Source organism: Stenotrophomonas sp. 14P6.2.3 (assembly GCF_057799055.1).
In genome coordinates this window covers 15,718-28,165 of sequence record NZ_JBYOLA010000034.1, presented here as the reverse complement: position 1 = coordinate 28,165, position 12,448 = coordinate 15,718, and the positions used below count along the sequence as shown (strand labels likewise).

Genomic DNA, 12,448 nt, shown 5'->3' with positions numbered 1-12,448 from the left:
TTTCGCCTAAGCTGCGCTCGCGCTCCCCCCCCCCCCCCCCCCCCACTACCGGATGTCAGGGATCGCCGGATTCGATCAATGCATCGGTATCGAAGTGCGGCGGACGCCTGGCGCGCGTGCGCTGCTCATACGCGTAGGCCATCTCGATCAACTTCGGTTCGCTCCACGCCGTGCCCATGAACAACAGCCCCGCGGGCAGGCCATCGATCTGGCCCATCGGCACGCTCAGGCTGGGGTAGCCGGCGACGGCGGCGACACTGTAGCTCTCGCCGGGGAAGTCATCCCCCGTGCTGCGCAGGGGCCAGGCCACGCCGGTTGTCGGTGCGACCAGCGCATCCAGCTTCTGCGATGCCAATACGGCGTCGATGCCTTCCGGGCCCGCCAGTCGCCGCGCATCGCTGCGCGCGCGGATGTACACGGGATCGCCCAGGCCAGGGGTCGCCTCGGCCTCCTGCAGCAGCTCCTGGCCGAACAGGCCCAGTTCCTGGCCCTTGTGTGCCTCGTTGAAGGCGATCAGCCCGGCCAGGCTGCGCAGTGGTGCCTGGTAGGTGTTGAGGTAGCGCCCCAGTCCGGCCTTGAATTCGTACAGCAGGACGATGCGCTCGGCATCGGCCCAGGCGCCCTGGTTGGGCAGTTCCACCGGCACCACCACGGCGCCGGCGCGGCGCAGCTCGGCGACCGCCTGCTCAACCAGCGGCGGCATCCCGCGATACTTCAGCAGTGGTGTCTGCAGCAGGCCGATGCGCTTGCCACGCAGTCCCTGCGGATCCAGTCGTGCGGTGTAGTCGTAGACGGCGCGGCCGGGCATGGTCGCGGTGGCGGGATCGGCATCATCGCGGCCGGCGATGGCGGTCAGCACGGCGGCGGCGTCCGCGACGCTGCGGGTCATCGGGCCCGCAGTGTCCTGGCTGAAGGAGATCGGGATGATGCCTTCGCGGCTGACCAGGCCGACGGTCGGTTTCAGGCCGACCACGCCGTTGACCGCCGCGGGGCAGACGATGCTGCCATCGGTTTCGGTGCCGATGGCCACGCTGGCCAGGTTGGCGGCCACGGCCACCGCGCTGCCGCTGCTGGAGCCACAGGGCGAATGACTGAGGCGGTAGGGATTGCGGGTCTGCCCCCCGCGCGCGCTCCAGCCAGAGATCGAGTCGTTGCCACGGAAGTTGGCCCACTCGCTGAGGTTGGTCTTGCCCAGTACCACCGCGCCCGCTTCGCGCAGGCGTCGCACCAGGTAGGCATCGTCGGGGCGGAAGCTCTGCAGGGCGAGGGAGCCGGCACTGGTGGCCATTGGCGCGGCGTTGATGTTGTCCTTCAGCAGGATCGGGATGCCATGCAGCGGTCCGCGCAGGCGGCCGTTACGGCGCTCGCGATCACGCTCTGCAGCTTCCTTCAGGGCATCCGGATTGAGCTCGATCACCGCGCGCAGGCGCGGGCCGGCGCGGTCCAGTGTGGCGATGCGCTTGAGGTAAGCGTGAGTGAGGGTGGTGCTGTCCAGTTCGCCGGCGACCATGCGTGCCTGCAGGTCGGAGACTTCGGTCTCGGCGTAGGGGAAGGGCACGTTGCTGCTACCCGGTTCGGCAGCGTGGGCGCTGGACGTGGCCGGGCTGCAGCCAGCAGCAAACACCGCAGGCAGTGCGGCGATCAGACAGGAAAGGAGGGGCGGCAAGGACAGGCGCATGGGGCAGCTTCGACGGCTCCGATCCCCAGTGTAGCGGCTGCTCAGCGGCGGCGCTTGCGCAGGTCGCGCGCCAGCACGTAGACGACGATCAGGTTGATCGCCAGCACGGTCCACGAGGCCCAGCCGGGATGGCGGACGATCGCGTAGATATCGAAGGGCAGGTAGATGGAGGCGGTCAGGCAGCCCAGCCAGGAGGCCCATGCCTTGGCTTTCCACAGACCCCAGGCTTCGACCAGGTGCAGCAGGCCGTAGCCGATCATCGCCGCTGCGGCCAGGTGCACCGCGTCGGGACTGATTGCATTCAACAGCGAGGGCAGGGTGCCGTGATCCGGGTCCAGGCTGAAACGCCGGATCAGGGCATTGACGCCGTCGCGAAGCGGCTGCGGACCGAGGATTTCCAGCCCGGTAGCCGCCAACAACGCCAGCATCGCCTTGCTCGCTTCGAGCAAGGCGATGACGTGGAGGCCCGGATGCCGATGCGGATCCGGGTTGTAGCCGTTCTGGCTCACGGTTCGCTGGATCAGCCGCCGCGCGAGTTCTTCTTGCGGTCGCTTTCGGTCAGGAACTTCTTGCGCAGACGGATCTCCTTCGGGGTGATCTCGACCAGCTCGTCGTCTTCGATGAAGTCCAGGGCCTGTTCCAGCGAGTACTTGATCGCCGGGGTCAGCTGGATCGCATCGTCCTTGCCCGAAGCGCGCATGTTGGTCAGCGGCTTGGTCTTGATCGCGTTGACGGTCAGGTCGTTGTCCTTGGAGTGGATGCCGACCAGCTGACCTTCATACACGTTGTCGCCTTCAGCAGCGAACAGCTTGCCGCGTTCCTGCAGCGGGCCGAGCGAGTACGCCGGGGTGGTACCCGGGGCATTGGCGATCATCACACCGTTGATGCGCTTGGCGATGGCGCCCTGTTCCTTCGGGCCGTAATGGTCGAACACGTGGAACAGCAGGCCCGAACCCTGGGTGAGGGTCTTGAACTCGTTCTGGAAGCCGATCAGGCCACGGGCCGGGATCTGGTATTCCAGGCGCACACGGCCCTTGCCGTCCGATTCCATGTTCTTCAGCTGGCCCTTGCGGGTGCCCAGCTTTTCCATCACGCCGCCCTGGTGGACTTCTTCGATATCCACCACCAGCTGCTCGATCGGCTCCATGGCCTGGCCGTCGATCTGCTTGATGATCACTTCCGGGCGCGACACTGCCAGTTCGTAGCCTTCACGACGCATGTTCTCGATCAGCACCGACAGGTGCAGTTCGCCACGGCCGGAGACCAGGAACTTGTCGGCGTCTTCCAGCTGTTCGACCTTCAGGGCCACGTTGTGGACCTGCTCGCGATCCAGACGGTCCTTGATCTGGCGGCTGGTCAGGAACTTGCCACCGGACAGGTCCTTGTTGCCGGCGAACGGCGAGTTGTTGACCTGGAAGGTCATCGAGATGGTCGGCTCGTCGACGGTCAGTGCCGGCAGCGCTTCCGGGGTTTCCGGATGGCACAGCGTGTCGGAGATGGTCAGTTCCGGAATACCGGAGATGGCGACGATGTCGCCGGCTTCGGCGGTGTCCTGCTCGATGCGCTCCAGGCCCAGGAAGCCCAGCACCTGCGCGACCTTGCCGTTGCGCTTCTTGCCTTCACGGTCGATCACCGCGACCTGCATGTTCTTCTTCAGGGTGCCGCGCTGGATGCGGCCGATGCCGATCACGCCCACGAAGTTGTTGTAGTCCAGCTGGCTGATGCGCATCTGGAACGGACCTTCCGGGTCCACTTCCGGCTTCGGTGCGTGCTGCATGATCGCTTCGTACAGCGGGGTCATGTCGCCGTCGCGCACGGTGTCTTCCAGGCCGGCGTAGCCGTTCAGGGCCGAGGCGTAGACGATCGGGAAGTCGAGCTGCTCATTGGTGGCGCCGAGCTTGTCGAACAGGTCGAAGACCTGGTCGATCACCCACTCCGGACGCGAGCCCGGACGGTCGACCTTGTTGACCACGACGATCGGCTTGAAGCCCATCGCGAAGGCCTTCTGGGTGACGAAGCGGGTCTGCGGCATCGGGCCGTCCATCGCGTCGACCAGGATCAGCACGGTGTCGACCATCGACAGCACGCGCTCGACCTCGCCGCCGAAGTCGGCATGTCCGGGGGTGTCGACGATGTTGATCCGGTTCTTGATACCGGTCTTCTTGTCTTCCCAGGTGATGGCGGTGTTCTTGGCCAGGATGGTGATGCCGCGTTCCTTTTCCTGGTCGTTGCTGTCCATCACGCGCTCGGCGAGGACGGTACGCTCGGACAGGGTGCCGGACTGCTTCAGCAGCTGGTCGACCAGGGTGGTCTTGCCATGGTCGACGTGAGCGACGATGGCGATGTTGCGAAGATTTTCGATGGACATACGAAAGGGGGCCAGTCGGCGCCGGATTTGGAAAAAGAAGTCCAACATTATACGTCGAACTTGACGATTGGCGAAAACCTGGATTTCAGACCTGCCGAGGTCCCCATTCAGCCTGGCTCCCGGCGCTGCCCGTCCGCGGGCTGAAGACCCTGCCTGCGCCGATGGTCGAAGCCGCTCATGCCACGGGGGAGGTGTATCCTTATGGGGCTGATTACACACCCCGCATCCAAGGATCTGCATGTCCCTCATCGCCACTTTCGACACCACCCAGGGCCCGATCAAGGTCGAGCTGTTCGCCGACAAGGCGCCGCTGACGGTCGCCAACTTCGTGAACCTGGTCAAGCGCGGCTTCTATGATGGCCTGATCTTCCACCGCGTGATCCCCGATTTCATGATCCAGGGCGGTTGCCCGCAGGGTCGTGGCACCGGCGGCCCGGGCTACAAGTTCGAAGACGAGAAGAATGGTGTGAAGCACCAGATCGGCTCGCTGTCGATGGCCAACGCCGGCCCGAACACCAATGGCAGCCAGTTCTTCATCACCCACATCAAGACCGATTGGCTGGACGGCAAGCACACCGTGTTCGGCCAGGTGCTGGAAGGCCAGGCGATCGTCGATTCGGTCAAGCAGGGCGACGTGATCCATTCGATCACCCTGGAAGGCGACACCGACGCTCTGCTCGCCGCCCAGGCTGAGCGCGTGGGTGAGTGGAACAAGCTCATTCCCGCCTGATCCAATACCCGGACGGCCCCCTGCGAAGGGGGCCGTTTCCATGTTGCGGCCGCCTCGCCAGGCCCATCCCCGCCCGTGCGGCCATCTTCTACAACGCTATTTGGCTTCTTAGCAGAGGAAATCCCCATGAAAGCACCTGTTCGTGTTGCCGTGACCGGCGCCGCCGGCCAGATCGGCTACGCCCTGCTGTTCCGTATCGCCTCCGGTGAAATGCTGGGCAAGGACCAGCCGGTCATCCTGCAGCTGCTGGAACTGCCGGTCGACAAGGCCCAGGCCGCCCTGAAGGGCGTGATGATGGAACTGGAAGACTGCGCGTTCCCGCTGCTGGCCGGCATGGTCGGCACCGACGACGCTGAAGTCGCCTTCAAGGACGCCGACATCGCCCTGCTGGTCGGCGCGCGTCCGCGCGGCCCGGGCATGGAGCGCAAGGATCTGCTGCTGGAAAACGCGAAGATCTTCACCGCCCAGGGCGCCGCACTGAACAAGGTCGCCAAGCGTGACGTGAAGGTGCTGGTGGTCGGCAACCCGGCCAACACCAACGCCTACATCGCGATGAAGTCGGCGCCGGACCTGAACCCGCGCAACTTCACCGCCATGCTGCGCCTGGACCACAACCGCGCGCTGAGCCAGCTGTCGACCAAGCTCGGCAAGCCGGTCGCCGGCATGGAGAAGCTGGTGGTGTGGGGCAACCACAGCCCGACCATGTACCCGGACTACCGTTTCGCCACCGCCGATGGTGCGTCGATCGCCGATGCGATCAACGACCAGGAGTGGAACGCCAACACCTTCATCCCGACCGTCGGCAAGCGCGGCGCGGCGATCATCGAAGCCCGTGGCTCGTCCTCGGCTGCTTCGGCCGCCAACGCCGCGATCGACCACGTGCGTGACTGGGTGCTGGGCAGCAACGGCAAGTGGGTCACCATGGGCGTGCCGTCCGACGGTTCCTACGGGATTCCGGAAGGCGTGATCTTCGGCTTCGCGGTCACCACCGAGAACGGCGAGTACACCCTGGTCAAGGATCTGCCGGTCGACGACTTCAGCCAGAAGTACATCGACAAGACCCTGGCCGAGCTGGAAGAAGAGCGCGCCGGCGTCGCCCACCTGCTGGGCTGATGCGGTCTGTGCCGGCAGCTTGCCGGCACGTTTTCCATCAGGGTAGGTGCCGGCCGTTGGCCGGTACGCAGGAAACGGGGAGGCTTCGGCTTCCCCGTTTCCGTATGGAGCACCTGGCAACGACATGATCCACCTGCATTACATCGACAACGCGCTGCTGGTGGCCGAGAAGCCTGCCCGCCTGCTGTCCGTGCCCGGCCGCTCGGCGGAGAACCAGGACTGCGTGGTCGCGCGGTTGCAGGCGGTGTATCCCGATGCGCTGACCGTGCATCGCCTGGACCAGGTCACCTCCGGCCTGCTGCTGCACGCGCGTGGCAAGGACATGCAGGTGGCGCTGTCGATGCAGTTCGAGAAGCGCGAGGTGTGCAAGCGCTACGAAGCCATCGTGCAGGGGCTGCTTGAAGGAGATGCGGGTGAAGTGGATCTGCCGCTGATCGTCGATTGGCCGAACCGGCCGCGGCAGATGGTCGACCACGAACGCGGCAAGCCGGCACTGACCCGGTGGCGCGTGCTGTCGCGTGACATCGCGGCGCAATGCACGCGCGTTGAACTGGAGCCGGTCACCGGCCGCAGCCACCAGTTGCGCCTGCACATGGCCAGCCTCGGCCATCCCATCGTCGGCGACGTGCTGTACGGCGCACAAGCCGCGCAGCGCGTGCACCTGCATGCACGGGAGCTGCGGTTCACCCATCCGGTGACGGGCGAGGCGCTCGCGTTCGAGTCTGCGACTCCGTTCTAGAGAGTAGGTGTATCGGCAGGGCTGCGCCCTGCACCTGCCGAAGCAACAGCAACAGCAACAGCGGCATTCCTTGGGTTGGCGGGGCGGTGTCGGATTGCGGGGACGCCGCAAGTACGTCCCTGTAGGCTTGGCAGCCGCATCCATGCGGCTGACACCCCGCAATCCGACACCGCCCCGCCTTCGACAGATTTCCGATGGCCGATGGGCCCACGCCATGCGTGGATGAATCTCCATCGGAATCGAATATTTCGATAAGTGATCGAAAAGCATCTACGCATGGCGTGGGTCTATGTGTCGACCGAGGTCGACAGCTACCAACAGCAGCCCAACAGCAGCGGGAAATTGTCGGAGGCGGGGTGGGTCCGGTTGCGGGGGCGTGAGCGCCATGGATGGCGCGACCGAGCCTACAGGGACGTATTCACGGCGTCCCCCGCAACCGGACCCGCCCCGCCATCCCTCAGTAGCCCAGCTTTTGACGTTGACGTTGACGTTGACGTTGATTCTGCAGGTGCAGGGCTGCAAGCCCTGCAGAACAAACCCCACCCCCTACCAAGGTAGGGCGGCCCGCGCGCCAGCGCCGGACTATGCTCGAACCATGACTTTGTCTGGGAGGGCTGCGTCATGAACTACGAGGAAACCTACCGCCGTTCGATCGACGAGCCGGAGGCATTCTGGGGCGAGGAAGCCAAGCGCATCCATTGGCACAAGCCGCCGCAACAGGTGCTCGACTACAGCAACCCGCCGTTCCGGCGCTGGTTCGTCGGTGGCGAAACCAATCTCTGCTACAACGCCGTCGACCGGCATCTGGCCGACCGCCCGGACCAGCTCGCGCTGGTCGCCATCTCCACCGAAACCAACAGCACCCGCGAAGTCACCTATCGCCAGCTGTATCGCGAAGTGAACGACTTCGCCGCCGTGCTGAAACATCTTGGTGTCGGCCACGGTGATCGCGTGGTGATCTACATGCCGAACATGGCCGAAGCCGTGTTCGCCATGCTTGCCTGTGCACGTATCGGTGCGGTGCACTCGGTGGTGTTCGGTGGTTTCGCCGCACACAACCTCGCGCTGCGCATCGACGATGCCAAGCCGAAGCTGCTGATCGCTGCCGATGCCGGCATGCGTGGCGGCAAGCTCATTCCGTACAAGGCGATGGTCGATGCCGCCTGCGCCGAAGCCAGCAATCCGCCGCCGCACGTGCTGATCGTTTCGCGCGGGCTGGACCCGGCCGAGCCACGCATCGAAGGGCGTGATGTCGAGTACGCCAGCCTGCGTGCGCAGATCGGGCAGACCGATGTGCCGGTGCAATGGCTGGAATCGAGCGAGCCCAGCTACCTGCTGTACACCTCCGGCACCACCGGCAAGCCGAAGGGCGTGCAGCGCGATGTCGGTGGCTATGCGGTGGCGATGGCGCAGTCGATGCAGACCGTGTTCGACTGCAAGCCGGGGCAGGTGATGTTCTCCACCTCCGACGTCGGCTGGGCCGTGGGCCATTCCTACAACGTGTATGGCCCGTTGATCGGCGGCTGCACCTCGCTGCTGTATGAAGGGCTGCCGACCAACCCGGATCCGGGTATCTGGTGGGCGCTGTGCGAGCAGTACAACGTACGCACGATGTTCTCGTCGCCGACGGCGATCCGCGTGCTGAAGAAGCACGATGCCGATTTCATCCACCGGCACGACCTGGATACGCTGAAATATCTGTTCCTGGCCGGCGAGCCGCTGGACGAACCGACCGCACACTGGATCAGCGACGCGCTGGGCAAGCCGATCATCGACAACTACTGGCAGACCGAAACCGGTTGGCCGGCATTGACCCTGCTGCCCGGGCTGGACATGAAACCGGTGCGTTTCGGCTCACCAGGTTTCCCCAATCTCGGCTACCGGATGAAGGTGATCGACGAGAACACCGGTGAAGAAGTAGCTGCCGGGCAGAAGGGCGTGCTGGTGATGACGCCGCCGTTGCCGCCGGGCTGCATGAGCACGGTCTGGAATGACGACAGCCGCTTCCTGCAGAGCTACTTCAGCCACTTCAAGGAACTGCTGTACAGCTCACTGGACTGGGCCATCCGCGATGACGATGGCTACACCTTCATCCTGGGCCGCACCGACGATGTGATCAACGTGGCCGGCCACCGCCTGGGCACGCGTGAGATCGAAGAGGCCATCTCCAGTCACCCACGCGTGGCCGAGGCCGCGGTGATCGGGGTGAAGGACGAGTTGAAGGGGCAGGTACCGCTGGTCTTCGTGACGCTCAAACAGGGCCTTGATGGCGAAGACCCGGCTGCGGTGGTGGCCGAGATGATGGCCACGGTGACCGCATCGCTGGGGGCGGTGGCGCGGCCGGCGCATGTGCACGTGGTCAACGCCCTGCCCAAGACCCGCTCGGGCAAGCTGCTGCGGCGTTCGCTGCAGGCATTGGCCGAGCAGCGCGATCCCGGCGATCTGTCGACCCTGGACGACCCGGGCGCGCTGGAAGAGATCCGCCGCGCGCTGGGCCGTTGACCCGGTCCTGTAGAGCCGAGCCCATGCTCGGCTGCCCGGGTCAGGTACACGCAGCCGAGCATGGGCTCGGCTCTACAGAGATCCAGCGGTGCTGCAGCGCAGCTTCCTCGCCGCCACCGGTGCGCTAAGCTCGCCCCGGGGAGCGTGCCCGCAAGGGCACGCATGCGTATCGCATCGAGGGAAGGGGGAGCTATGGCACTGCTGCATGCCAAGACGGCCGCTGGCCGCCAGGAGATCGAAGACCGCGCCCGGCGCCTGCCGGCGGCGCTGCGTTCGATCCTGTTGATGGTTGACGGTCAGCGCGATGAAAGCGAACTGCGCGGCTTGTTCGAAGGACTGCGGGCGCCGCAGGATGCGCTGGAGCAATTGGCCGCACTCGGCCTGATCGAAGTGGTCGGCGGCAGGGCCGAACCTGCCCCGCAGCGCGGACTCTGCAGCGGCCGCGAGCAGGATCCGGCGCTGTACCAGCAGTTGTACGATGCGATGAGCGATGCCGTGCGCCGCCATCTCGGCCTGAAAGGCTACTTCATGCAGTTGAAGATCGAGCGCTGTACCGACGCGGTCACCCTGGAACGGCTGTGCCCGGAAATGATCACAGCGATCGGCAAGGCGCGCAGCCCGGCGCTGGCACAGCGCTGGTGGCAGGAGGTCCAGGTGTTGCTGGCACCGGTCACCGCCGAGGTCGTGCCCGGCTGACACGCGGGGTAAAGTGGTCCGCTCTTTTTCCGCCCAGGAGCCCCGCATGCAGGACGACACCGATACACCCGGTTGGGATGCGATCAATGCCGCGCTGGCGCCGCTGTACGCCGGCCAGGAGCCGCGTCACTTCGGCACCGCGTTGCCGTACACGCTGGGTGGCCAGGATCCGCTCGACGGCATCAGCGTGTACTGGGTGGAAGCACCGGTTCCGCATTGGCACTACGTCACCTACGGTCTGTCCGAACTGTATGCAAAAGAGAGCAGTGATGCGGCCACCAGTGGCTACGGCTTCGAGCTGACGTTCCGCCTGGCTGCGGACAGGGGTGAACATGCCGACAGCACGCCGCCTGCGTGGCCGATGAACCTGCTGCAGAATCTGGCGCGCTATGTGTTCAGCAGCGGCAATGTGTTCGAGGATGGACACCACCTCAACGCCAACGGCCCGATCGCGCTGGAGACCGATACCCATCTCTGCCACTTGGCGTTTGTGGCCGATCCGCAGTTGCCCGCGCGCGATACCGCCAATGGGCAGCTGCAGTTCCTGCAGGTGGTGGGGCTGACCGATGAGGAAATGGACGCGATCAAGCGCTGGTCCACGCGCGGTGTGCTGCAGGTGCTCGAGCCGGCGATGCCGTTGTGGATCACCGATCTGCATCGCGGCAACCTGCTGGACGATCCGGCGCTGGCCGCGCAGGTGCAGGCCGGCAGCGAGCGTGAGGGATCCAGTACGGGCATGTTGTTCATCGAAACGCTGGACTGGCGGCAGACGGCGGGCATCACCACGCTGGTGCTGGGGGCAGGGCAGGTCGGCAGCGTGGGTGAACTGCTGCCACTGCGCGTGCGCCACGGCAAGTCACTGACGCTGGTCAGTCGCGAACGGCAATGGGAGTTCGTGCCTGCCACCGATGGCGCCGCCACGGTCGAGGGCGACAACGTGCGCTGGCTACTGGACGACGCGGCGTTGCAGGCCTGGCATGAAGTGCGGCCAGAACGCGGAACCTACACGGTGTCGAGCACGTTGCAGGTTGAAGTGGTGCCGACGTTCCTGCGCGATGCGAAGGGCGAAGTGATCCGCGAAATCGGCTGACCGCGTCGATGGTACCGATGGGGTCAGAGCCGCCTGCTGCGCAGACGGATCCGACCCCGCCTCCCGGACCGATGGGGTCAGAGCCTCCTGCTGCGCAGACGGATCCGACCCCGGTTCCATCAGGCCAGGCCTTCGGCCTTCAGCGCCGCCTGCACGCCCGCATCGGCGTCCATGCGCGCCTTGTAGGCGGCCAGGTTGTCCAGGCCCGACAGGTCAACCTTGGTGCCGGCCGCCCAGCGCAGGGTGATGTAGAAGTAGGGATCGGCGAAGCTGCGGAAGCCGGCCAGCCACGGCTTGTCGGCCAGCTGCTTGTCGGCGGTCTCGAACAGTGCGCGCAGGCGCTTGTGTGCAGCGGCGCGGATCGCGTCGTACTGCCCTTCATCGGCGATGAACTTGCCCGGCGAGAACAGCGGCGAGAACGCCGGGTGCACGTCGGAGTTGACGAAGGCCAGCCAGCGGGTGGCTTCAGCGCGCTGGCGCGGGCTGCCATCGCCGCCGAGACCGGCCTGCGGGTAGGTGTCGGCGATGTAGCCCATGATCGCTGCGTTCTGCAGCAGCACGAAGTCGCCATCGACGACCGCCGGCACGGCGCCGGCCGGATTGATCTTGAGGAATTCCGGACCCTTCAGGGTGTCCTTGTTCAGCAGTTCGACCTCGAACGGCTGGCCGGTCCACTGCAGGGCGATGTGGTCGGCGGTGGAACAGGCACCGGGCTTGCTGTACAGCTTCATGGGAACTCCAGGCGGGGTGTGGCGGGAAACCCCCACTATCCCAGAGCCCACCGGCGCGCAGCAACGCTGCCGCCGGCAACGGATCGTTACGACTGCCGGGGCTTGAGGTTCTGCACTTTGTAGAAGGTGTGATCGCCGATGGTGGCCACCTGGTACGCATTGCGCCAGTTCGGGCTGGCAATCGCCAGCGCAGCGAAGTGGCTGGCGCCGGGTACGATCTCGCGGCGCTCACCGGCCGGCAGTGCCCAGTTGCGCTCGGCGTCGAAGGCCACGTCCATCGCTTCACTCCAGGCCGCATCGTTGCCCAGCTGGGTGCCGGGGGAGACGATGGTTGGGGCGAACTGCTTGCGCGCGGTCACCACCTGGCACATCGAGTCGCCCCAGAGGCCGCTGTCGAGACGACGCAGGGCGACCTCGGCCACGGCCTGCTGGCCGCGCAGGGTCTGGTCGCGGGCTTCCAGGTAGACGGTGGTGCTCAAACACAATGAATCAGCGGCCGGCTGCGGCAACAACTGCGACAGCCAGAGAATCCAGGCCAGTTTCATATAACTCCTTGCTCCGTGTGGGACGCACCTGGCGGTTCCGGCAGCGCAGGCTGCTGGAGGCGGGGTACGACTTGGCGTCATGGGGAGGCGGCCATCGGGGCTGCCCCGTGGGCGGCCCCAAGAACACGATCGTGGATCGATCGGCGGGGTCCGCACCGGCTCACCGGAAACTGGCTGGTGAGCGGAAAGATGGCGCAAGGTAGGGGGGGATTGCCGAACGCATCCTGAATCGTCCGGCTTGACATTCAGCTTTGGG

11 protein-coding genes are annotated in these 12,448 nt (G+C 65.6%); 6 read left to right on the top strand and 5 right to left on the bottom strand.

The window, feature by feature from the left end:
- Positions 1-55: 55 nt before the first annotated feature.
- From AC27VL_RS18285 to typA, 3 genes are read right to left on the bottom strand one after another with little or no spacing between them, the layout of a single operon-like run.
- Entirely contained in the window at positions 56-1,678 is a 1,623-nt protein-coding gene (locus AC27VL_RS18285) for an amidase (protein ID WP_100551647.1), read from the bottom strand.
- A gap of 41 nt (positions 1,679-1,719) precedes the next feature.
- Complete coding sequence (locus AC27VL_RS18280; RefSeq protein WP_025879438.1) at positions 1,720-2,187, bottom strand: DUF2127 domain-containing protein; 468 nt, start codon at positions 2,185-2,187, stop codon at positions 1,720-1,722.
- An 11-nt stretch (positions 2,188-2,198) separates the two neighbouring features.
- On the bottom strand, positions 2,199-4,046 hold the full coding sequence (gene typA / locus AC27VL_RS18275) for a translational GTPase TypA (protein ID WP_025879437.1): 1,848 nt from the start codon (positions 4,044-4,046) through the stop codon (positions 2,199-2,201).
- A 238-nt stretch (positions 4,047-4,284) separates the two neighbouring features.
- Between typA and AC27VL_RS18270 the strand changes: the two genes are divergently transcribed.
- From AC27VL_RS18270 to AC27VL_RS18245, 6 genes are all read left to right on the top strand, one after another.
- Positions 4,285-4,776: a peptidylprolyl isomerase gene (locus AC27VL_RS18270; protein ID WP_089239021.1), complete on the top strand. Its 492-nt coding sequence runs from the start codon at positions 4,285-4,287 to the stop codon at positions 4,774-4,776.
- 126 nt (positions 4,777-4,902) lie between these two features.
- The gene (locus tag AC27VL_RS18265; RefSeq protein WP_025879435.1) at positions 4,903-5,889 is read left to right on the top strand and encodes a malate dehydrogenase; all 987 of its coding nucleotides are present in this window, start codon (positions 4,903-4,905) and stop codon (positions 5,887-5,889) included.
- 124 nt (positions 5,890-6,013) lie between these two features.
- Complete coding sequence (locus tag AC27VL_RS18260; protein WP_488767755.1) at positions 6,014-6,628, top strand: RluA family pseudouridine synthase; 615 nt, start codon at positions 6,014-6,016, stop codon at positions 6,626-6,628.
- A 621-nt stretch (positions 6,629-7,249) separates the two neighbouring features.
- The gene (gene prpE, locus AC27VL_RS18255) at positions 7,250-9,130 is read left to right on the top strand and encodes a propionate--CoA ligase (protein WP_488767753.1); all 1,881 of its coding nucleotides are present in this window, start codon (positions 7,250-7,252) and stop codon (positions 9,128-9,130) included.
- 192 nt (positions 9,131-9,322) lie between these two features.
- Positions 9,323-9,826: a hypothetical protein gene (locus tag AC27VL_RS18250; protein WP_100551650.1), complete on the top strand. Its 504-nt coding sequence runs from the start codon at positions 9,323-9,325 to the stop codon at positions 9,824-9,826.
- A gap of 46 nt (positions 9,827-9,872) precedes the next feature.
- Positions 9,873-10,916 (top strand): suppressor of fused domain protein, encoded by a 1,044-nt coding sequence (locus tag AC27VL_RS18245; protein ID WP_488767751.1) that lies wholly within the window; start codon positions 9,873-9,875, stop codon positions 10,914-10,916.
- 119 nt (positions 10,917-11,035) lie between these two features.
- Here the strand turns inward: AC27VL_RS18245 and AC27VL_RS18240 are convergent, their stop codons facing one another.
- On the bottom strand, positions 11,036-11,647 hold the full coding sequence (locus AC27VL_RS18240; protein ID WP_100551652.1) for a glutathione S-transferase N-terminal domain-containing protein: 612 nt from the start codon (positions 11,645-11,647) through the stop codon (positions 11,036-11,038).
- A gap of 86 nt (positions 11,648-11,733) precedes the next feature.
- Entirely contained in the window at positions 11,734-12,192 is a 459-nt protein-coding gene (locus AC27VL_RS18235; protein ID WP_025878087.1) for a cell wall hydrolase, read from the bottom strand.
- Positions 12,193-12,448 lie beyond the last annotated feature (256 nt).

Bases quoted from the DNA above. Each gene is read 5' to 3' on its own strand.
- AC27VL_RS18250 (WP_100551650.1), top strand. From the start codon at position 9,323: ATGGCACTGCTGCATGCCAAGACGGCCGCTGGCCGCCAGGAGATCGAA.
- AC27VL_RS18270 (WP_089239021.1), top strand. From the start codon at position 4,285: ATGTCCCTCATCGCCACTTTCGACACCACCCAGGGCCCGATCAAGGTC.
- typA (WP_025879437.1), bottom strand. From the start codon at position 4,046: ATGTCCATCGAAAATCTTCGCAACATCGCCATCGTCGCTCACGTCGAC.
- AC27VL_RS18235 (WP_025878087.1), bottom strand. From the start codon at position 12,192: ATGAAACTGGCCTGGATTCTCTGGCTGTCGCAGTTGTTGCCGCAGCCG.
- AC27VL_RS18265 (WP_025879435.1), top strand. From the start codon at position 4,903: ATGAAAGCACCTGTTCGTGTTGCCGTGACCGGCGCCGCCGGCCAGATC.
- prpE (WP_488767753.1), top strand. From the start codon at position 7,250: ATGAACTACGAGGAAACCTACCGCCGTTCGATCGACGAGCCGGAGGCA.
- AC27VL_RS18240 (WP_100551652.1), bottom strand. From the start codon at position 11,647: ATGAAGCTGTACAGCAAGCCCGGTGCCTGTTCCACCGCCGACCACATC.
- AC27VL_RS18245 (WP_488767751.1), top strand. From the start codon at position 9,873: ATGCAGGACGACACCGATACACCCGGTTGGGATGCGATCAATGCCGCG.
- AC27VL_RS18285 (WP_100551647.1), bottom strand. From the start codon at position 1,678: ATGCGCCTGTCCTTGCCGCCCCTCCTTTCCTGTCTGATCGCCGCACTG.
- AC27VL_RS18260 (WP_488767755.1), top strand. From the start codon at position 6,014: ATGATCCACCTGCATTACATCGACAACGCGCTGCTGGTGGCCGAGAAG.